Here is a 21,027-nt window from a genome sequence, read left to right on the forward strand (position 1 = left end):
CTTGGATTCTCTTCGAAACGGTATTTTGGGGGGGATGGTTTTATTCATCTCCCTGACGGGGTGCGCGCTTCAGTCGAGCATGGTCGAGATGGAAAGTGATGTCGATACGATGCGAAGGCATAATCGAGAGCTTCAAGGCCGGCTCGAGCGGCTTGAAAAGGGGGCGCTGACCCCCGGCACCCCCGCCTCCGGTTCGAAACTCCCGGCGGAGATGGTTGTCCGGATGGACGGTTTGGGGACCGACCTGCAGATGCTGACCGGCCGGGTGGACGAGGGGAATCATCTCCTCTCCTCCCTGTCGAAGCGGATGGAGGACCAATCGTTCCGAACGGAAGAGTTGTTGAGCCGGCTCGATGCCTTGGAGGCGCGGGTCCAGGCGTTGGAGAAGGGGGCCCCGGTCAAGGCCCCCGATCCCAACGAGGGAAAAACGATTCTGCCGGGAAGGACGATCGATCCGAAATCGAGTGGCGCCTCTCTGACGCCGACTGAAGCGTATAATCTTGCCTATAACGACTATCTCAGGGGGAATTACGACATCGCCATTATGGGGTTCCAGAATTTCGTCCGACAATATCCCGGCTCGGGGCTGATTCCGCAGGCGATTTATTGGACCGGCGAGAGTTACTACAATAAACGGTCGTACAACAAAGCGATCGAGCAATTCGAGCTGGTTCTTCGAGATTATCCGAAGAGCGAGAAGGCGCCGAACGCCCTTTTGAAGGAAGGGTTCGCTTACCTGGAAATGGGCGACCGGATCAAAGGGAGGCTCTTCTTGAAAAAGGTCATCGAGAATTTTCCCAATTCCAACGAATCGAACCTCGCCAAGGACAAGCTCGCCAGCCTCCGGTAATCCGCAATCGATTCAGGAGCATGTTTTGCCGAAAATTAATATCCTTCCAGAAGGCTTAGCCAACAAAATCGCCGCCGGCGAAGTCGTCGAGCGGCCCGCCTCCGTCGTGAAGGAGCTGGTTGAGAATGCCATCGACGCCGGCAGCCGCCGGATTTTCGTCTCCCTTTTGGAGGGGGGGATCCGCCGGATTGCGGTGCAAGACGACGGGGAGGGGATGGCGCGCGAAGATGCGCTCCTCGCCTTCCAGCGGCACGCGACGAGCAAGGTGGCGGAAGAGGCCGATCTCTCCACCATCGCGACCCTCGGATTTCGGGGGGAGGCTTTGCCGAGCATCGCGTCGGTCGCAAAAATTCGGCTGATCACCCAAGCCGCGGCGGAGACCGAAGGGACCGAAGTCCTTTTGGAAGGGGGGCAGGTGTTGGGGGTCAAAGCGGTCGGTGCGCCGAAGGGATCGCTCTTCGAGGTGACCGATCTTTTCTACAACACCCCCGCGCGAAAGAAGTTCCTGAAGTCGGCGCAGACCGAGCTGAGCCATGCCAGCGATGTCCTCTTCCACCTGGCGCTTTCTCACCCGATGATCCATTTTCGACTCACCCACGGGAAGAAGATCCTTCTCGACGCTCCCGCCGTCTCCGATCTGAAAGACCGAATTCTCCAGCTCTTCGGAGAAGAAGTTTTCGTGCGGCTGATGGAGGCCCATGGGGAGGGCCATCTCTCCACCGGAAAGTCTCTGGAGGAGGGGGAGGAGAAGGGGCTCTACGTCGATACTTTTTTCTCCCGCCCGCCGCTTCGGGGGAACCACCGAAAGGATCAATATCTCTTCGTCAATCAACGTCCGGTCCGAAGCCCCCTTCTCTCCCATGCCGTTTATGACGCCTATGGAAGCTATTTGATGAAGGGAGAGCATCCGTTCTTCATCCTCTTTCTTTCGATCGATCCGGCGGCGGTCGATGTCAATGTCCATCCGATGAAGCGGGAGGTCCGCTTCCAGCAGTCCGATCCGGTCCATGAGGCGGTCCGCCGCGTCATCCGGACGACCCTTTCCTTCGCCGGGATGGATGAACTGCCGGTGGCGGTGCCGCTCGAGCGGCTGATCCCGATCCAGCCGAATCCGTTGGATCGTACGAAGCAGCCGCAATTGCGATGGGTCGGATGGCCCGAGCGGGCCGCAGAAGCCGGGGCAGCGTACTGGTCGGCTGAAAAGGGAATCATTCAGACAGAACAGATACGGAATCAAGAGCAGATCGGTTTTCACTCCGCATTCCCTCCCTCTCATTCCCCATCCCCTCTGATTCGCCCTCTGGGGCAGATCTATGGAACCTTTCTCCTGGCGGAGATCGAGGGGGAGTTTGCCTTGATCGATCAGCACACGGCGCACGAGCGGATTCTCTACGAGCGTTTCCTCGAGCGATGGCGCGCGCTGCAGCATCCTTCGATCGAAGGAAAAGGCGATGCCGGCCCGTTCAGCGCCGTGCAGCCGCTGCTTGTTCCGCAGCAGATCGATCTCCCCGTCACGAAGGCGGGTCTCTTGAGGGATTATTTGAAAGATCTGGCCCTTTTCGGGTGGGGGATCGAGCATTTCGGGGAGACGACCTTCCTGGTCCGCGAGGTGCCGGCGTTGATCTCGAAGATCCGTCTCGAATCGTTCCTCCACGATTTGACGGACGATCTGGCGCAGACGGAGGTCTCTTCGAAGGCGGAGCAGCCGATTTTGAACGTCATCGCTTCGATGGCCTGCCACGGCGCGATCCGGGCGAACCAGCCGCTGACCCCGCCGGAGATCGAGGCGCTCCTGAAAGATTATTTCGAGATGAAGACCCCGCCGACCTGTCCGCACGGCCGGCCGATTCTCCTCCGATATCCCCTGTTAGAACTGGAAAAACTCTTCCGAAGAAAATAACCTGCCTCGGTGTCTGCCGCGGATGAAAATCATCCCCTCATGACAGCCCCAGTGCCCGGAGAAGCGCTTCCAAAACGCGCTCCGCGCTGAAATACTCTTTCGCGATTTCACGCGCCGCGCGGGCGTGCCGCGGATAGTCCGATTCGATCGCCTCCACCGCGGCGACGATCTCCTCGAGGGTGTTGAAGGCGAAGAGCCCCTCCCCGGTCGGGAGGCGGTCTCCGAAGCCGGTGTCTTGCGTGATCACCGGACGGCCGGCGGCGAGATAACAGGCGCTCCGCTCGCTGAACCAGCCGCTCCGAAGCCGGACGTTCTGGTCCTTGGCGACGGTAAACTCCCCCCGGGAAGCCCAGAGGTAGTCCCGATAGCGCCAGGGATCGAGGGTGAACGCGTGCGCGTCGGCCAGCCGCCATCCTTTTGTTTCAAGGAGCGAGCGGCTCTCGGCGTCGAGACCGGCGAGGCCGAGCGCGATTTCGACCGGCGGGGCGATCCGGCGGGGAAGGTCGATGAACTTCAGGAATTCGCGGTCTTTGCTCCAGTAGTAGACCTCGCCGCAAAATTCGATTTCGCCCCGCTGCCGCCAGTTCGCCACCGTAGTATACGCCTCGCCGGGGGGAGGGGCCCCTTCCCAGAGGTCGAGAAGGACCGGCTGGCGGGTCCGGGCGCGAAGCCGTGGGAGGGGCGGGATCGGGCAGTCGGGATCTCCGATCTTCTCGCCGTAGGTGACGAAGTCGTCGTGTTCTTCCAAAAGCCATTTTCTCTCTCCATGAGAGACCGCAATTTCATCGCCGACCGGATCGGTTCCGAAATAGACGAGCCGGCCGACCTTCAGCCCCTCTTCCGCGAACTTCGTCGCCCCCGCCACATTCAGCACGGCGTCGGCTTCGGCCAAAAGGGTCTCCGCCTCGGCCCGCGCCATCCCGAGCCACCCTTTGTCCGAGTAGCTGCGGCGATAGGCCCACCGCCCCTTCATCCCAAACGCCTCCGCCACCCGCGTCAGGTACGGGGCCGCGTAGTCGGAATCGTTCACGTGCATTTGACGGAGCGGATCATACGGCCACTGCGAGGTCGTCTCGAAATAGTAGACTTCGTGGCCCAGGCGGCGCAGGCCGACCGCGATCTGCATGTGCATCCAGGCCATGCCGGCATAGGGATTGTTGGCCAGCGTTCCGACCACGATGAGACGCTGTTTCCTCACGGCATTTCCTCTTTCAGGGGGATCTTCGGCTCGCCGAAACGCGACGCCGCGGCGACATACTCGGCGGGATCGGAATGGAGATAAACCAACCGTCCCCGTTCGATCACGAGGAGCAGATCGCAATGCCGCAGGGTGCTCGGCCGGTGCGAAATCAAGAAAGTGGTCCGTCCCTGCATCAGGCGCCCCATCGCCTCCATGATCTCGGCCTCCGTCTCGGTGTCGACGGAGCTGGTCGGCTCATCCAAGATCAGCAGCGGCGCATTTTTCAGAAAAGCGCGGGCGAGCGAGATCCGCTGCCGCTCCCCTCCCGAAAGACGCATCCCCCGCTCGCCGACCAGGGTGTCGTACCCCTCGGGGAGGCGGGTGATGAAGTCGTCGGCATGGGCCGCTTGGGCGGCGGCGACGATCTCTTCCCGTCCGGCGTCGGGACGAGCATAGGCGATGTTCTCCGCGATGCGGGTCGAGAAGAGGACCGGCTCCTGCAGCACGATCGCGAACTGGCTGCGCAGGTCGGCCAATCGATAGTCGCGCAGATCGACGCCGTCGAGCGCGATTTCTCCCTCGGTCGGATCGTAGAATCGCATCAGCAGGCTGATCAAGGTCGTCTTGCCGGCGCCGGTTTTGCCGACCACCCCGACCCGCATCCCCGGTTCGATGGCAAAGGAGATCTTTTGCAGGATCGGATGGTCCGGATCGTACGCGAAGGAGACCTCGCGGAAGGCCACCGCTCCGCCGGCCCGGCGGAGGGGGCGGGCGTCGGGGCGCTCGGTCACCTCGGGAAGCTCATCGATCAACTCAAAGGCGCGCTGCGCGCCGGCGAGCGACGATTGGACCGTCGCCGCCTGCCGGATGATCGACCGCAGCGGGCCGTAGAGTTGCGTCAGATAGGTGATCACGATCAACAGCTCCCCCAGCGTCAGCCGCCCCGACAACACATGCCGGGCGCCGATAAAGAGGACCGCCGCGGTTCCCGCCGCGATGACCAAGTTGATCACCAGTCCAAAGAGCCCTTCCGCCAAGGTGAGCCGAAGCCGCGCCCTCATTCCGGCCCCCGATTCTTTCGAGAAGCGTCCCTCTTCCCGCGCCTCCTGCCCGAAGGCCTTCACGACCCGGACGGCGGTGAGGACCTCTTGAATGACCTTCAAAGCGTTGCTCTCCAGCCCTCGGACCTCGTGATAGTCGGCGCGCATTCGGCGATTGTATTCCAGGGAGAGGAGAAAGAGAAAAGGGGAGACGGCCAGGGCGATGAGCGCCAGCGATCGGTCGATTTGGGCGGTAATGAGGATCATCGAAACCAAGGTGACGATCGAAGTGAGGAGCGGGATGGCGCCATGAATCGTGACCCACTGGATCGAGGGGGCGTCGTATTGGATTCGGTAAATTGAATCGGCGGTTCCCTTCGCATCATGGAAGGCGAGCGAGAGGCGCTGGGCATGGCGAAAGAGGGCCGATCGGAGGCGGAGGGTGAGCGCTTCGCCGGTATAGGTCTTTAAAAAATAGGTCGCCAGCTCCTGCGCTTGGCCGAGAAGGACGATGACGATTTGCAGGACGGCGACGGTCCCGAGGAGGCGCAGCGGCGTCGCGGAGGACCAATCGGGGAGAAGGAGGTCGATAAACCGGGGAAGCGGGGCCCCGCCGATGACATTGTCGACGGCGATCTTCAGCGGAAAGGGGGTCAGAAGAAAGAGGGGAGAGGCGAGGAGTTCGACGATGAGAATCAAGACGAGAAGGGGCCAAGCCGGGCGGGCCTGACCGAGAATTCTTCCATAAAGCTTCAGATCGGTCGATCGGAGCCGTCTCATCTGCTACAGCGCTCCTCCTCGGTTCGCTCGATGGCGGCGAGAAAGGCCGAGAGCCCCCGGCCCCATTCCCGGATCGTCCGCCAGAAGAGGAAAAGGGTCGCTGCGCCGAAGAGGCCCGCGGGGATCCAGGCCCCGTCTCCCGCCGCGGCGGCGGAGAGGAGGAGCGCCAGGATCAGGAGAATTCCCCCTTCCGATCGGATTCCGGGTTGGAGACGGTAACGAACGAGCTGTCTTCCCCCGCCATGCTCTTCGATCACCATTTGCAGCCGGGCGGTCCCCAGAAGCCCCCCCCGCAGCTCCAGGTCCCACCGATCGAAGTCCCCGCCGCATCTAAGATGGGGTGTCGCGCCGCTTTCTTTCAAGGCCGCCTCCAGGGCGCCGAGTCGCGATTCGGCCGATTTCCAGGTTTCACTCCAGGAGACCGCCTTCCGGCGAAAAGGGAGGAGCCACCCGTCTCGACCCCCGGCCTCTTTACCGACTTGGCTGCCCCCGTCGTCCGGACGCCGCCAGGGGGAGAGGCCGTGGCGCAGCCGGCCGATCAGACGCGCCAGCGGCTGCATCAGATGAAGCGAGGCGGTGATCGTCCGCAGTTTGAGCCGGGTTGCGCCACGAGGGGCGCCGTGAAAGAGCGCCCGCCCGGCGCTCAACCAGGCCTGGAGGATCGGGATGCCGACCGCCAGAAGAAAGAGGGGAATGGCCGCCCGAAGCGGGCTCCAGAGGGGACTCAGCAAAGAGAGCCCGCCCAAGAAAAAGATCAGGAAGAACCACTCCGGCATCAGCGGAAGCGACGCCAGGGTGGTGGGGTGGGGCTCATACAGCGATTGGAACGGGGCGCTTCCCCAGGTGCCGTGGTAGATCCGGGCGCGCCATCGGCCGAGCGGCGCGGTCCAGCCCCTTCCGTAGAGGCGTCCGGCCCAGGTCAGATGACCGGCGGCGTTATATTTTTCCGGCCACTTTCGCGCAAGGAGCGCCTCCGCCTTGCCGTACCCCTGTTGCTGTTTCCAATAACGAACCACGGAGTTGCGGCGATGATGCCAGACCATCGCCGCGGGGCTGAAGCCGAGGGTCCCCCCCCGCTGCTGCAGCCGCCAGCAGAGATCGACGTCATCTCCCGCGGCGCGAAATTGGGGATCGCAGCCGCCGACTTCCAGCAGGGCCGATTTCCGAAACGCCATGTTGCACCCCGGAATATGCTCCGCCTCCTGATCGGAGAGAAGGACATGCACCGGGCCGCCCGGCGCGTTGGCGACGCATTCGGCGATCGGTCCATCCCCCGGCGGGGGGAGATTCGGTCCCCCCACCCCGACATGGGTTGTCCGCATAAAGGTAGAGGCGAGGTAGGTGAGCCAATGGGGATCGGGGTAGGCGTCGTCATCGATATAGGCGACGATCTCCCCCTGTGCCGCCGCGAGGCCGGTGTTCCGGGCGCTTGCCAAGCCGCGGTTTTCCGTCCGGATCAACTGGAAGCCGAACTCTTTTGTAATGGCGGCCGTTTCGTCGGTGGAGCCGTCATCGACGACGATCACTTCGAAGCTCGGATAGTCGAGGCGTAGGAGCCCTTCGAAGCAATCGCGGATCGTTCCGGCGCCGTTATAGCTGCAGACGACTACGGAGATCATCGGCCAGGGGAGATCGGGCGGGAAGGGGATCTCCGCGAAGGCCTTTCCGACGGCGGCCAAAGCTTGCTTCGGCTTTCTCTCCCGGGTGGTCAGGCCGAAATCCCAATCTTCGATTTCATATCCGCCGCGGTGCCACTCATCGGTCCAGGAGAAGATGAAGGCGCCGGCGCAGCCGGCGGCAAAGGTGGTCCGGATCTGCCAGTCGAGGGTCCGCGCCTGATTTTCCTCCCCGTTGCGGCGGCTGTCGAGGCCGATCTCGGCCATGATCAGCGGCCGCTCCCCCGCGATATTCTGGAGGCGGGCCAGATAGGCATCGAGAGCGGTCTGTGATTCGAGGTAGACATTGAAGCAGACCAGATCGAGAAACGGGAGCTGAAGATATTCGGTCGTGGGATAGTTGACATAGGTGACCAGCGCCCCGGGATCTTCCTCCCTGGCCGCGAGGTAGAGCCGCTCCAGATAACGCTCCACCCGGGCGGGGCCATGCCAGCGGACGATCGGCGCCGGGATCTCATTGCCGATGGAATAACAAAGGAGCGCCGGATGCCCTGCGCAGCCGGCCACACCGGAACGGAGACGTTTTTCGATCTGCGTGGGCCGGTCGAACTCATCGAGGAAGGCGACATGTTGTTCCCAGGGGAGGCCGACCATCACCCGCAGGCCATGCCGCAGCGCCGAATCGAGAAGCCAGCGGGGAGGAACCGTATAGGTCCGGACCGCATTGATCCCGTTCGCAGCCATGAGGGCGAAATCGGCCTCGGCCCGATCGGGAGAGTACTCTTCTTGCCGCGGCCCCTGTGGGCGGAAGGTGCCGTAGGTCACGCCGCGCAGAGACCACTTCTCGTCTCCGACATAAAGGAATTTTCCTTTGATCGTCGGCCGCTGAAACCGGGAATCGGCCGGAACGATCCGGTGAGCGATCTGGGCGCCGGTTTTCGGGGGGTGAAAGGTCTTGATCTCAGGCATCATCTTCTGCTTCCCTTCTCTCTATTCAGCTAGGGTTCTGCATTTAGGCTCAACATGTAGGCGTACACTCCGCCGGCGCCGGTTTGAAGTGATGACGCATCGCTCGATGCGGAAGTCATCGTGCCGATGATGTTGAATCACCGGTAAACGGGACGCGGGGGTGAACGACGGTCTGCAAGGGGTCAGGTGATCTGCATCACAAGAGGACCTCTTCATTGGGATGATTTCGGCCGGAGGGGCCGGTGGCGGGGGTGGCGCAGATCGGTATAAAAACGGGAGAGGCCGGGAAGTTAAGAGGGAAATGGACCATAACATCCTTTCTACAGATGGTTTACGGGAAAGAGGCTGGCCTCCATAGAGCGAAGATGGTATAAAGGGGCGACGCCGGCCGACACTTCAGTCCGTTCGCCGCATCGCCTCCCTCTGCACGCGATGCAATCGTTTATCACTATGGTAGGCTTTGCGTCCAAGCTGTGTCAAGGAGGGGAGATCGATTCCAGCTTCAAGTGAGGAAAAGAAAGATCTTTGGTTGATTCTCGTCGGCCCGACCGCCGTCGGCAAGAGCGCCGTTGCCGAGCGGCTGGCGCTGGCGCTGGAGACCGACATCCTGGTGGCCGACTCCCGCCAGATCTACCGGGGGATGGATATCGGGACCGATAAACCGTCGCCCGAGTCGCGGGCGCGGGTGCCGCGTCACCTGATCGATCTCGTCCCTCCCGACGGTTCCTTCTCGGCCGGGAAGTTCAAGATGCTGGCCGAAGAGAAGATCGCCGCGCTTTCCCGGGGAGGAAAGCCGATCTTTATCGAAGGGGGGACCGGCCTTTATATCAAAACCCTCTTGTATGGATTGTGGGAGGGACCGCCCGCCGATTGGGATCTCCGGCGGCGGCTGCTTCAAGAAGAGAGCGAGAGAGGCGAAGGGGCCCTTCACCGGCGGCTGGCCGAGGTCGATCCCGCGGCGGCGGAGCGGATCCATCCGCGCGATCTCCCGAAGCTGGTTCGGGCCCTGGAGGTCTATGAACGGGTCGGCCGTCCGATTTCCGAGGTCCATGCGGCCCACCGGTTCGCCGAGCCCCCGAAGGGGGACTACTTTCTGGTGGGATTGCGGCGCGACCGCGAAGACCTCTATCAGCGGATTGAACAACGGGTTGAGGCGCAAATTGCAAAGGGGCTGATCGACGAGACGGCGGGCCTTCTCTCGGCCGGTTTTTCGCCGGAGCTTCCTTCCATGCGGGGATTGGGATACAAGCAGATGGCCCGGTACATTCGGGGCGAGCAGACGCGGGAAGAGGCGATCGCGACGCTAAAACGTGATACCCGTCACTACGCGAAACGGCAGATGACCTGGTTTCGGGCCGACCCGAAGATCGAGTGGATCGATCTTCGCCCGGAGGAAGCGCCGGAAGAGGCCGCCGACCGGATTCTGCGCTTGAAGTATTTGAAGAGTATGCTATAATCCTGTTCAATTTTGGCCGTAGCAGATTAGTTGTGGGGAAAAAGATGGCGGAGAAGCGAGGTTCGAAGAAGCGCTCAGTGAGTCGATCCAAATTGCCGCAGGCGCGGATCGGCGTCATCGGCGGAAGCGGTCTATACCAGATGGAATCGCTGAAAGAGGTCCGGGAGATGGCGGTTTCGACCCCGTTCGGAAAGCCCTCCGGGAAGTTCATTCTTGGAACCCTGGAGGGGGTTCCGATCGCTTTTTTGGCGCGGCATGGCCAGGGCCATACGCTTCTCCCCTCGGAGATCAATTATCGGGCCAATCTCTTTGCCATGAAGAAGCTGGGGGTGGAGCGGATTCTCTCCGTCAGCGCGGTCGGCAGCATGAAAGAAGCGATCGCCCCGGGCCATATCGCGATCCCGAGCCAGTTTTATGATCTGACGAAGGGAAGAAAGAGCACTTTTTTCGGACAGGGGATCGTGGCGCACGTCAGCCTGGCCGACCCGATCTGCTCCGAGCTGGCCGGCATCGTCGCGGAGGCGAGTGAAGCGGTTGGGGCCACGATTCATCGCGGGGGGACCTATCTCTGCATGGAGGGGCCGCAATTCTCCACCCGCGCCGAATCGGAGGTCCACCGAGGCTGGGGGGTCGATGTCATCGGGATGACCAATGTGACCGAGGCCAAGCTGGCGCGGGAGGCCGAGATCTGCTATACAACGATTGCGCTGGCGACCGATTACGACTGCTGGCACGTCTCCGAGGAGCCGGTGACGGTCGAGATGGTCATCAAGACCCTTCTGGAAAATGTCGCCCTCTCAAAGAAGATCATTCAGGCGGCGGTGGTTCGGATGGGAGAGGGGAGGCGGTGCGCTTGCGCCGAAGCGCTGAAGCACGCCATCGTGACCCCCGCCTCTGCCATTCCCAAAAAGACCAAAGCCGATTTAAAGCCAATCATCGGGAAGTATATTTGAGGCGCCCGCGATTCGATCGAGGACTTCGGAGGGGAGGGATGTTTCGGTCTTCCCCCGTGAGCCCGGCGTCGGCATCGGATCGACGGGGCCGCATCTGGGGGATCGGCGCATGAAGCACACCCTGCTTTTTTCTTTTGTCCTCTTTTCATTCGGCTGTGCGGCCCTTTTGTCTCCGCCCGTCGCCCGTTCCCCCGTTCTGGACTATTCTGAGACCGAGTTTGTCTCCCCCCATCTGACCAAGGAGGGGCTGGCGTCGGGGAAATTGGCGATTCTGGCGGTCTTCTCTCCGAACGATCCGGAAGGAATGGAGCAGAACGCCGCCTATGAAATCTTCCAGGGGTTGCGTTCCGCGTTTCGCGATATCCATATCATCCCGCGGTCGGATGCCGTCAAAAAGATCGCCTCGGCCGACCAGCTTCCGGCGTATGAAGCCTTTGTGAAGGCCTATGGAGAGAAAAGAATCATGGATCTTGATGCGCTCAAAAAGTGGGGCGAGTTGGAGGAGGTCCGTTATCTTTTCATCGGAGAGCTCGGCATGGTGAATAAACATACCGAGGCGCGGATGATGCGAGGCGGGGAGGATCTGGTGGCGGGAAAGATCTCCGTTTTTGCCTCGGGGCCGAGCATGATTCCGGAAGAGGTGAGCAAACAGGTGCGGCTGCGCGGCGAAATCTGGGACAGCCGGTGCGGCCGGATGGTCTGGATGGGAAGAGGGGAGGCGGAGGTGATGGAAACGGTGGGGCATGAGATAACCCGCGTGGAAGACATCTTCATGGCCGCAGGGAGAAACCTAATCGCTTCCCTGACGAAGTCGATTAAAACGACGAAGGCCCCCTCGGAGGAATGTCCATAAAAGACAATTGGGAATCGTTCAATTAGGAATCAGGAATCAAATGCAAAAAGCCCGGTTTCAATTCTTAATTCGTCATTCCTAGTGCTTCATTGAATTAAGGAGGTGTTATGAGTTTATTGGTAGTCGGTTCGGTGGCGTTTGATTCGGTCAAGACCCCGTTCGGTGAGGCGAAAGAAGTATTGGGAGGATCGGCGACCTACTTCTCCACGGCGGCGAGCTATTTTACTGAGGTGAAGCTGGTGGCGGTGGTCGGCGAAGATTTTCCGGAGTCCCACCTGGCGTTTTTAAAAGAGAAGGGGGTCGATTTCGAAGGGCTGGAGCGCCGGCCGGGCCGGACTTTCCGATGGCGCGGGGAGTATGGCTATCAGCTCAACGAGGCGAAGACCCTCGATACGCAGCTGAATGTCTTCGAGTCGTTCCGGCCGAAACTTCCTTCCTCGTACCGCGACGCCGCCGTCGTTTTTTTGGCGAACATCGACCCGGAGTTGCAGCTTGATGTTCTCAAGCAGGTGAAGCAGCCAAAACTCGTTGCGTGTGATACAATGAATTTCTGGATCGGGGGAAAACGCGACGCGCTCATTAAAACCCTCGGAGAAGTCGATATCTTGATCATCAACGACGGCGAAGCGCGCGAACTGGCCGGCGAGTTCAACCTGGTGAAGGTGGCGAAGAAGATCCTCTCGTTCGGTCCGAAGATCCTCATTATCAAGCGCGGCGAATATGGGGCATTGATGTTCAACGGGCAGACCACCTTCGCCGCGCCCGCGCTGCCGTTGGAGAATGTGTTTGATCCGACCGGCGCCGGCGATTCGTTTGCGGGGGGATTTATGGGATACCTCTCGCAGAACGGGTCGATGAACGAAGCGGCCCTCCGGCAGGCGGTCATTTACGGGAGCGTTATGGCCTCTTTCAATGTCGAGGCCTTCAGCCTCGATCGGATGCGGACCCTCACCCGGGAAGAGATCAACGCGCGGTATAAAGAGTTTCAGTCGTTGACCTTCTTTGAAAGTGCCTAGAACGGGCTCCCCGATTTAAACGACGGAGGAATGTGGATGCGTTGGAAAAGGGCGATGATTTGGATTCTCATTCCGCTTTGCACCGCCTGCGGGATGGGCGAGGCGCAACTCAAGAGAGAAAGGGAGGCATCGGCCCATTACAAGCTCGGCATCTCGTATATCAACGACAATTCCCTCCAAAGGGCGTTTATCGAATTTCAGAAGGCGATCGAGCTCGATCCGCGTTATCGCGACGCCCACTATGCCTTGGGGCATGTTCATTTTATGCAGGAAAACTACAAGGAAGCGGTCATCTCCCTGCAGAAATCGCTTTCAGCCGATCCGGAATTCTCCGATGCTCATAATTATCTCGGAAAGGTGTATGAGGCGCAGGGCAAATTCGATCAGGCGATCTCGGAGTATCAGGCGGCCCTCAAAAATCTACAATACGCGACCCCTGAAAAACCCTATCTGAACCTCGGGCTGGTCTACCTGAAGCAAGAGAAATATGATGAAGCGGTCCGCTCCTTTGAAAGTGTTCTGAGGATCAATCCCCGTCCCGAGTTTATCGCGCTGACCCAGAATGGGCTTGGAAGAGCCTACTTTCAGATGGGAAAGCTCAAAGAGTCCATCGCCTCTTATCAGGAGGCCATCCGTCTTGCGCCCGATTTCGTCGATGCCCATCTCAATCTAGCCTCCGCGTATTTGAGAGAGGGCTCGAAAGGGCTTGCAGCGGGTTCGTTTAAAAAAGTCGTTGAGCTCTCTCCCAAAAGTTCACAAGCGAAAGAGGCGCAGAAATTTTTGGATGCGCTTCGCTAAACCGCTTCGCCCGCCGGCCGGTCGTCGTGCGTGTTGAATGGGGATTTTTTTCCTGTGACGTCCCGATTCAACCTTCCGGCGCCGCGGATCGATTCGATGCAAAAAACATTCGACGGCGCCCGGCTCAATAAAGCAGGCGAGTGGAGAGCGTTTCGAAGAGGATCAGGTTTACTGGATGGAAAATTTAGGCGAGTTCCTTCGGCAACAAAGGGAAGGTAAAAACATTTCAATAGAGGAGTTGGCGACCCGGACACGCATCGGGGTCCGGTTTATCAAGCTGATCGAAGAGAACCAATTCGACCAGCTTCCCAACCCGGTCTCGGCCAAGGGGTTTTTGAGAAGCTACGCCCGCTGCCTCGGTCTTGAGGAAGCGCCCATTCTGAGCCGGTTTTCGCAGACCGTTCAGTCGCCGGAGACCTCGGCTGCAAGCGGCTCGGAGGAGAAGGTTCCTTCCTACATTCAGAGAAAGCAACCCGATCGCCTTCCCTTTCCTCTTTGGGCCGCCCTTGCGGTGGTCGGCGTGATCGTTTTCTTCCTTGTGCTTGCTTTTTTAATGCCGAAGAACAAAGAGGCCGCGCTCCCTCCGCCGCCCGAAGAGATCCTCTCCGACGAGCCGGTTCCCCCGGAGCCGTCGCCGATTCCTCCGCCCCCGGAGGGTGGAGGGGCCTCCTCCTTTGAACCTCCTTCGCCCCTTTCACCCGCTCCAACCCTCTCTTCGGCCGCCGATCCCTCGCCACCCTCGCAGGAGTCCTTTATCCCGTTGGTTCTTCTGATTGAGGCGGTGGAGCCGTCATGGATCCATGCCACCCTCGATGGGACCGAGATCAAAGAGGCCCTTCTCCAGGCGGGTGAGAGCGTTCGATGGGAAGCCAAAGAGAAATTCGCTCTTACGGTCGGAAACGCCGGGGGGGTCCGTCTCTTTCTCGATGGGCGGGAGCTTGGCTCTCTGGGTCCGAGCGGAAAGGTGGTGAGAAGGGAGATTGTGGCGCAGCGGTAAAGCGCGCACAAAGGACTTGATTTTCCCGATCCCTCCGTGTATTAAGAAGGGCGACGCCGGCGTAGCTCAGTGGTAGAGCAGCTGATTCGTAATCAGCAGGTCGTCAGTTCAATCCTGACCGCCGGCTCCAGATATTTCAAGTAATTACGTTGCTTACGCCAGAATATGGAATAGGAACGGTGACCAAACGGTGACCAGTCGGTCAGATAGGGTTAAGCTCAAGATCCCCCACAGCTGCCGGGTCGCCACGATCCTGGATCTCCGATCCACCGGGGTTCACGTCTCCGACAATGGAAGGTCGGGATGGACCGAAACAGTCGAAGGTGAGCGCCGAACACTCCCGCTCTCTCCGATCTCGGCTTCGACCGGAAGACGCCCACCCTGTCCAAAATTTTTCACCGGGGGGATGATTCGACGAATTTTATCACAGTCGTTTCGGGTGAACCCCTCTGTTGAGACAAACTGGAATTAGCACACTCATTGTTTAATGGATACTTTCTTTTAGCCCCCCTTTTTCTACTCATGCCTAAAAACTCATCGTAGCCCCGGAAAAAGTGTTTCCGGAGCTGACCGTATCACGCCTTTCCATTTTTCTGGGAGATCGGCCCGGGGGTGCCGGTGTGCTGTGTGAAATGCGGGTAGTCGTTTTAGCTTACCAACCATTTGCCAGTCCTGAATCTCAAAAGCTTATGCGGCCTGAAGAGGTGGTACCGCAACAGCCCTCAAGTGACTGCATCCCATAATGGGATTAGATCAAGAGAGTAATTGCGGAGAAGAAGCCTTATAGGCAATAAAACTCCTTGACCTAGGGGGCGACCTGTTATATCGTAGGCGGAATATTTGAGCACTAATCCCCTGGGCCTTGATCCGATGAAAGAAGACACACCCGGGTTTAATGGATCAAACAGCGCGCTCGCCGAAGACGATCCGGAGATTCTTTCCGGCCGGCGGCCACCTCTTAAAGGGCAGGACCTCTCCGACAACGTCTATATCTGGCTCCTTGAGAAGGAAGGGGTTTTCGCGAAGCCGACAATTGAGACTTACCGCTATGCCCTCTCCCAATTCATCTCCTTCTGGGACCAACACAAACGACCAGGATTAACCCCTCTTTTTATTCGACAATACGCCCGGGAGCTCGATCGCTTTCGGAAGCTCTCGCCGGCGACGGTCCAGGTTTTCCTCTCCGCGCTGCGCTCTTTCTTATCGTGGGGGGTGGAGCAGGGGTGGTTGCTGAGCAATCCGGCCGTCCAGGTAAAGCTGCCGAAGATCTCCAGGAGGTACCGAAGGGATTCCCTGACGCATGAGGAGAGCGAGCAGCTCCTCGGAATGGTCGAGCGAGTGAAAGATGTTCGAGGCCTCAGAGATTACCTCCTGGTCGCCTTGGCGGTCCGGATCGGGCTGCGTGAGAATGAGATGCACCTCGCGGACATAGGGGATTACTCCAGACGCGGAGGGATCGGAATCCTTTATCTTTTAAGGAAAGGTCGACGGGCGAAGGACCTCTCGGTCGTTTTGGTGGAGGACCTGGCCGATTCGGTCGATCTCTATTATCGGCTTCGTGGAAAGCAGAAGGCGACCGATCCGCTCTTCTTCTCCGAACGACCCGATCGGAAGGGCGCCCGGCTGTCGGTCCGGGGGATCCGGGCGATCATATCCTCCTATATGAAGAAGGCGGGGATCGAACGACCGCATGTGAGTCCCCACTCCGCGCGGCACCACGCCGCCACGAATGCATTGTTAAACGGGGCCACCCTTAAAGACGTTCAGGAAATGCTCGGTCATGCAACAATTGCTACGACGGAGAATTATATCCATATGTCTAAAAGATTGAACGATGGCGCGGAGCATCACGTCCAGATTGGCAAAAAGGCGGATCTGTCGGCGGTCACGCCGCCGGAATAGAAAAAGGATGGAACGAAATGGAGACAAACTGTCGTATCCTCTTTGGATAGTAAAGAATCTGAGGAGGGAACCATGGAAAATGTCACCGAAAACGTAAGCTTACATTTTGCCCAGCAAGAGGATCTTGACCCGCACTGTTATCCACGGCTCGATAACCTATCGGCCGCATTCGTTTGGCAATTTTTGCCGGTTCCAAAAAGTCCCATCTCACCTCCGGAATTTATATTTGTGCCCGTACGGCATCCTCGGAGGTGGGATGAGGAAGATATGGAGCAAGAGCTGGCGATCGCAGAATGGAACTCGGCCTGGGAGGCAGGACCGCTTCGCCTAGCACTGTTCGCCGAGAAGCTGCCAAAATCGCTTCAATGGCTCATAGACTATGAGAATCAGAACCTGTGTCTTATACCGGGGGGCAGCTGGCACGGCTACGAAGCATATGCGCCTCTCTTTCATCTTCTGCCCAGAAGGGTCCTTGCTCATTACCGTCTTCCCCTGCTGAAAAGAGGACTCTGGCCGATCTGGATGGCTCATCAAACGATTGATCGGGTTCTACCAAAAGACTTCAAGTGCCGTCTTTCCCAAGCGTTTGCCTATTATATCTGGCCACTAATGAATTCAGGATCCAAGAGTTCTGCATTCAGTAGAGCGGATTCTCTTCGTCTTCTTGCGCACAATCTTGATTTCTGGCTTCCTTATATCGATATTGTTGCGCAATCTCGCATGAAATCGCTTGGTCGCGTGAGAGCCGAAGATAAAAAACAAGCGACGTTACTTAGAAAATTAAAATCTGAGGCATCTTCCGATTACATCCCGTCTAGACCGCTCCACGGGGGAAGTGTTTGGTATGGAGAGGAAGAAGCATGGGAAGCCACTAAAGAATTGATTCATGCAGCGGATCGGTTTGGAAAGCTGAGAAACATAATCGATGCGATTCGATCCCACAGAGTTGAGGAGGACTTTTCATCACATTGGTCTTACGCACGTGAAGACTTTGAAAGAAAGCTCTACCATAAGCGATCAAAGGTAAAGGTCACATTCGTGGAGTTGGATGACACAATCCCGGTACATGGACCAGAATCCGAAGTGCATGAGAATCTTCTCTGGGAAGATTTTCTGGCGGTTTTCGATCCGAAGGAGAGAAGGATCATAGTATGTCTGCGCAATGGCATTACTAAAATAGGTGAGATCGGACGAATTCTGGGTTATGCGAACCACAGCCCTGTCTCAAAAGCACTTTCTCGCATACGACGAAAAGCAAGATCGTTTCTTGATCAGTGATAGTCTATAACTGTAAATAAAACATTTTTCAAAGGCTACAGTAATAAGACAAAATGAAACTAATTTTTTACGGCGGCCTAAAATTGTTGAAAGACTCATCTGGGCAAATTAGAAGAAGACAACGAAGAAAGCTGTAAACTCAACTCTATGGATAGGATGTCTTCCACTCGTCAGTCTCATAAGGGCAAGACACTTTCAAGACAAGGAGTGCTTGGCCAAAAAGGGATAAACTTAATCGAGGGCATTGTCTTGGAGATGGCATCAAGATGGACTCCAAGCGGCCCAAACGAAGTAGGCATTGATGGATATATCGAGCTATTTGACCCCGGAAACGGTGCTCCGCTTGGGCGAACGCTCGCGGTCCAAAGCAAAGCTGTCTCCGATTTTCTGAATGATTCGCCGGATACCTTCGACTATTGGTGTGATCGGCGAGATCTTGACTATTGGCTCCAAGGGAATGCCCCCGTTATTCTTATCATATCTCGACCTGCGTCGGATGAAGCATATTGGGTATCGATCAAAGATTACTTTTCGGATCCTGAGCATAAAAACTCCACTAAAATTACTTTCCTCAAGAAGACACAGCGGTTCACATCCGACAGCCATCGCAGCCTTCTCGAGATAGGACGCTCCCCTGAGATCGGATTGTATCTGGCCCCGGTTCCACGTGGAGAGCGCCTGCATTCAAACCTGCTTCTCTTAGAGAACTGTCCCGCAAAAATCTATGTCGCCTCCACAGATCTTCGAAAACCACGGGAAATCTGGACCAAACTTCACCAAACGGGCCATGAGACTGACGGTGCCTGGCTTCTAAGAGATAAGCGACTGATAGCTTTTCACGATCTTTCCGAAATGCCTTGGTCAACGGTGTGTGATTTAGGAACACTCGAAGATTTTGATACAGCAGAATGGTCAGATTCTGAAGATATCGATCGGCGTCGACAATTTACTCAATTACTTAATCAGACTCTCCGGGCACACTTGTATCCAAGTGTGCGTTATTGGCCTGACGAAGACTGCTACGCCTACGCACGCACGATAGACGAAGGACCATTAAAACTTCCGTACAGGTCACTGAAACGAAAAAGTGACATCTCCGTTGTATCAAGATTTAAAACGACCACTCGGGATGGAAGAACCCTTCAATGGCTGCGCCATCTTGCCTTCCGTGGGCAATTCCGCCGCCTTGGGGAGCAGTGGTATTTGGAAATTACTCCGACTTACCGTTTCACGCGTGATGGTCACTATTTGGCCCGCCTGCACGAGGACTGGTTAAAAGGAATTAAAAGGCTTGAAGGCAACCGCGCAGTCTTAAGTGTCCTACTCTTCTGGGCGGACTACCTTCGCCCTCGAACGGATCTTTTTGAGGATCGAGATGCTCCACTTCGTTTTGGAAAGCTCCTTGGTTTTGAGATGGAAGTTGGAATTAATGATAAACAATGGCTCTCACATGACCCGAAAGGGAAATTTGAGGAGATTCCTATCACTGAGGAGTTGTTCCTTCCGAACCTTGATTTAGAGATATAGTGATGAAAATATCTTTTTTCCCTGAACCGGAGTTGGAATTCGCGAACGGCAGAACCCACGTAGATGTCCGCTTTGGAATCATGCAGCATGGCCCTCTTGATCGGGGGACTCCACTTGCGCCTTCTCAACTGAAAGTCGGATTCATCGGAACAGATGAGACCATTGACGGCGTGCGCTCCTGGCTGCTCCGTTCGAGAAATGGAATTCCGGCAAAAAATAGTAAGTTATCGAATCTCTTTCCCCCTTTTCCTGGTTTTTCTGAAAATTCATGTTTTGGCGCTTCGCTCATATTCCACGAGCGGTGGTGCGCATCAATTCACAAACGGGAAATTGACGGCGTAGTGACCAACGCCAAATCAAACGAAGCGGTTCAGGATGCGGCCGATCTTTTCCTGGATTATGCAAAAGATTTGACTCAGCAAGGGGGGCCAATGGTGCTGATCTGTGCTCCTCCACGAGAACTTCTTGCTGCTTTGGAAAGTAAGATTGCAGGGCGGCCCGACGCGATCGATGAAGAGTTGGATGAAGGATCTGATCCTCCAGCTATTAAGAAGAGTCTCTCTCAGCCATACTTTCATGACGTTCTCAAGGCGCGTGGCATGATTTTGGGCATTCCAATTCAGATGGTTCGACCTGACACGTATTCCGCCATTAAAATTAAAAGAAAAAAGAAAAATACGGAGCAAATCCGTCCACTTCAGGACGAGGCCACCCGAGCGTGGAATTTTCATACCGCTCTCTACTATAAGGCAGGTGGAATCCCATGGAGGTGTGTTAGGGACTCCACGGAGTTAACCGCTTGTTATGTCGGTGTAAGCTTTTACAAGTCGCTGGATGGTGGACGGCTTCTGACGAGTGTCGCGCAGGTTTTTAATGAGCGTGGAGAGGGTGTAATTGTCAAAGGTGGGGAAGCAGTTATTGAAAAAGATGATAGGCAACCGCATCTCTCGGCAGAGGATGCAAATTCACTTCTCAGGCAAGCGATTCAAACTTACAGGAGGGAACACAAGAATTTTCCCGCACGTTTAGTAATTCATAAGACGTCTAAATTCAGCGCCGCGGAGGTTGAAGGGTTTCAAAATGCCGCAGCAGAGGAACGGATCGATACTCTCGAGTTGCTGAGCGTGAGACGGTCACTGTCACGCTTATTTAGAGAAGGCACGTATCCACCTCTGAGAGGAACCTTTCTTGAGATGGATGATGTAAGTGGATTAATATATCTGCGGGGTAGTGTAAATTTCTTTGAGACCTATCCAGGTATGTATGTTCCTCGGCCCCTGGAGTTTTCAATAGCAGAAACGGAACTTTCGCCGCAGAGACACGCGCAAGAGATTTTATCCCTGTCTAAATTGAATTGGAATAATACCCAGTTCGACGGTGGGGAGCCGATTACGGTTCGCGCGGCGCGCCGCGTAGGGGAGATTCTAAAATGTATCCGAGAAGAAGAAGTAAAGCCGAGCTTTCGCTTTTTCATGTAAGGCGATATTGGGATCCGAAAACGATTTAAATAGCTTGCCAGGCGGAGGTTTCTATCCCAGCGGGTGAGGGGTCCCGTCCAGGTAACCCTCTCAACGAGTATGTCTGATCCATTCGGAATGGGGCGGTTTCAATAATGAGCAGCTACTACGATTTCCTTCTATCCCTTTTGAAAGAGCTGGGAGCTTGAGAAGTTTTTCAGTGAAGCCTTGCGACGTTTAAAAGAAGATAACTTACCGAAGAAGATAGGAACAAGATAATCAGAATAGCAGAAGGCACCCAATCCAGTGAAAATATAGAGCTCTGTAACAAATTACAATTGAATCTGAATGTTATCCCTAAGGTGATTGAATACAGAGTTTTCATGGACGAACCAACACTACCGCAAATCTGACCGGGTATGTTACCGGGAGTTTAAGAAGAGAAAACGAGATTT

15 protein-coding genes and 1 tRNA gene are annotated in these 21,027 nt (G+C 56.9%); 13 read left to right on the plus strand and 3 right to left on the minus strand.

Going from position 1 to position 21,027, the window contains the following annotated elements:
* Position 1: 1 nt before the first annotated feature.
* Together ybgF and mutL are read left to right on the plus strand one after the other, a co-directional pair.
* Positions 2–850 carry a tol-pal system protein YbgF gene (gene ybgF / locus MNODULE_RS05095; protein ID WP_168058371.1) on the plus strand — a complete coding sequence of 283 codons (849 nt, stop codon included), beginning with the start codon at positions 2–4 and terminating at the stop codon, positions 848–850.
* A 25-nt stretch (positions 851–875) separates the two neighbouring features.
* Positions 876–2,750: a DNA mismatch repair endonuclease MutL gene (gene mutL, locus MNODULE_RS05100; protein WP_168058372.1), complete on the plus strand. Its 1,875-nt coding sequence runs from the start codon at positions 876–878 to the stop codon at positions 2,748–2,750.
* Between the two features lie 37 nt (positions 2,751–2,787).
* On the opposite strand, the gene MNODULE_RS05105 is transcribed toward mutL, so the two are convergent.
* The 3 genes from MNODULE_RS05105 to MNODULE_RS05115 are packed head-to-tail and all read right to left on the minus strand — an operon-like array spanning position 2,788 to position 8,338.
* Positions 2,788–3,948 carry a glycosyltransferase gene (locus tag MNODULE_RS05105; RefSeq protein WP_168058373.1) on the minus strand — a complete coding sequence of 387 codons (1,161 nt, stop codon included), beginning with the start codon at positions 3,946–3,948 and terminating at the stop codon, positions 2,788–2,790.
* The gene (locus MNODULE_RS05110; RefSeq protein WP_168058374.1) at positions 3,945–5,750 is read right to left on the minus strand and encodes an ABC transporter ATP-binding protein; all 1,806 of its coding nucleotides are present in this window, start codon (positions 5,748–5,750) and stop codon (positions 3,945–3,947) included. The genes MNODULE_RS05105 and MNODULE_RS05110 overlap by 4 nt, the downstream gene beginning before the upstream one ends.
* Positions 5,747–8,338 carry a glycosyltransferase gene (locus tag MNODULE_RS05115; protein ID WP_202882115.1) on the minus strand — a complete coding sequence of 864 codons (2,592 nt, stop codon included), beginning with the start codon at positions 8,336–8,338 and terminating at the stop codon, positions 5,747–5,749. The genes MNODULE_RS05110 and MNODULE_RS05115 overlap by 4 nt, the downstream gene beginning before the upstream one ends.
* Positions 8,339–8,864: 526 nt before the next feature.
* Here MNODULE_RS05115 and miaA point away from each other — a divergent pair.
* The 11 genes from miaA to MNODULE_RS05170 all read left to right on the plus strand — a co-directional run bounded on the left by miaA (position 8,865) and on the right by MNODULE_RS05170 (position 20,593).
* Positions 8,865–9,791, plus strand: coding sequence for a tRNA (adenosine(37)-N6)-dimethylallyltransferase MiaA (miaA, locus tag MNODULE_RS05120; protein ID WP_168058375.1), 927 nt, complete (start codon positions 8,865–8,867; stop codon positions 9,789–9,791).
* Positions 9,792–9,868: 77 nt separating this feature from the next.
* Entirely contained in the window at positions 9,869–10,744 is an 876-nt protein-coding gene (mtnP, locus tag MNODULE_RS05125; RefSeq protein WP_320412353.1) for an S-methyl-5'-thioadenosine phosphorylase, read from the plus strand.
* A 109-nt stretch (positions 10,745–10,853) separates the two neighbouring features.
* Positions 10,854–11,597 carry a hypothetical protein gene (locus MNODULE_RS05130; RefSeq protein WP_168058377.1) on the plus strand — a complete coding sequence of 248 codons (744 nt, stop codon included), beginning with the start codon at positions 10,854–10,856 and terminating at the stop codon, positions 11,595–11,597.
* 107 nt (positions 11,598–11,704) lie between these two features.
* The gene (locus MNODULE_RS05135) at positions 11,705–12,613 is read left to right on the plus strand and encodes a PfkB family carbohydrate kinase (protein WP_168058378.1); all 909 of its coding nucleotides are present in this window, start codon (positions 11,705–11,707) and stop codon (positions 12,611–12,613) included.
* Positions 12,614–12,649: 36 nt separating this feature from the next.
* The gene (locus MNODULE_RS05140) at positions 12,650–13,411 is read left to right on the plus strand and encodes a tetratricopeptide repeat protein (RefSeq protein WP_168058379.1); all 762 of its coding nucleotides are present in this window, start codon (positions 12,650–12,652) and stop codon (positions 13,409–13,411) included.
* A gap of 175 nt (positions 13,412–13,586) precedes the next feature.
* Positions 13,587–14,408 (plus strand): helix-turn-helix domain-containing protein, encoded by an 822-nt coding sequence (locus MNODULE_RS05145; RefSeq protein WP_168058380.1) that lies wholly within the window; start codon positions 13,587–13,589, stop codon positions 14,406–14,408.
* A gap of 55 nt (positions 14,409–14,463) precedes the next feature.
* A tRNA-Thr gene (locus tag MNODULE_RS05150) sits at positions 14,464–14,538 on the plus strand.
* A gap of 740 nt (positions 14,539–15,278) precedes the next feature.
* The gene (locus tag MNODULE_RS05155; RefSeq protein WP_168058381.1) at positions 15,279–16,310 is read left to right on the plus strand and encodes a tyrosine-type recombinase/integrase; all 1,032 of its coding nucleotides are present in this window, start codon (positions 15,279–15,281) and stop codon (positions 16,308–16,310) included.
* A 72-nt stretch (positions 16,311–16,382) separates the two neighbouring features.
* Complete coding sequence (locus MNODULE_RS05160) at positions 16,383–17,588, plus strand: sigma-70 family RNA polymerase sigma factor (protein WP_168058382.1); 1,206 nt, start codon at positions 16,383–16,385, stop codon at positions 17,586–17,588.
* A gap of 156 nt (positions 17,589–17,744) precedes the next feature.
* Positions 17,745–19,115: a DUF4365 domain-containing protein gene (locus MNODULE_RS05165; protein WP_168058383.1), complete on the plus strand. Its 1,371-nt coding sequence runs from the start codon at positions 17,745–17,747 to the stop codon at positions 19,113–19,115.
* Positions 19,116–19,117: 2 nt separating this feature from the next.
* The gene (locus MNODULE_RS05170; protein ID WP_168058384.1) at positions 19,118–20,593 is read left to right on the plus strand and encodes an argonaute/piwi family protein; all 1,476 of its coding nucleotides are present in this window, start codon (positions 19,118–19,120) and stop codon (positions 20,591–20,593) included.
* The last annotated feature ends 434 nt before the right edge of the window (positions 20,594–21,027 follow it).

The organism is Candidatus Manganitrophus noduliformans (assembly GCF_012184425.1).
GTDB classification, from domain to species: domain Bacteria; phylum Nitrospirota; class Nitrospiria; order SBBL01; family Manganitrophaceae; genus Manganitrophus; species Manganitrophus noduliformans.

Coding starts and splice junctions, on each gene's coding strand:
- MNODULE_RS05110 (WP_168058374.1), bottom strand. CDS start 5,750: ATGAGACGGCTCCGATCGACCGATCTGAAGCTTTATGGAAGAATTCTC.
- MNODULE_RS05115 (WP_202882115.1), bottom strand. CDS start 8,338: ATGATGCCTGAGATCAAGACCTTTCACCCCCCGAAAACCGGCGCCCAG.
- MNODULE_RS05130 (WP_168058377.1), top strand. CDS start 10,854: ATGAAGCACACCCTGCTTTTTTCTTTTGTCCTCTTTTCATTCGGCTGT.
- MNODULE_RS05135 (WP_168058378.1), top strand. CDS start 11,705: ATGAGTTTATTGGTAGTCGGTTCGGTGGCGTTTGATTCGGTCAAGACC.
- MNODULE_RS05140 (WP_168058379.1), top strand. CDS start 12,650: ATGCGTTGGAAAAGGGCGATGATTTGGATTCTCATTCCGCTTTGCACC.
- MNODULE_RS05145 (WP_168058380.1), top strand. CDS start 13,587: ATGGAAAATTTAGGCGAGTTCCTTCGGCAACAAAGGGAAGGTAAAAAC.
- MNODULE_RS05155 (WP_168058381.1), top strand. CDS start 15,279: ATGAAAGAAGACACACCCGGGTTTAATGGATCAAACAGCGCGCTCGCC.
- MNODULE_RS05160 (WP_168058382.1), top strand. CDS start 16,383: ATGGAAAATGTCACCGAAAACGTAAGCTTACATTTTGCCCAGCAAGAG.
- MNODULE_RS05165 (WP_168058383.1), top strand. CDS start 17,745: ATGTCTTCCACTCGTCAGTCTCATAAGGGCAAGACACTTTCAAGACAA.
- MNODULE_RS05170 (WP_168058384.1), top strand. CDS start 19,118: ATGAAAATATCTTTTTTCCCTGAACCGGAGTTGGAATTCGCGAACGGC.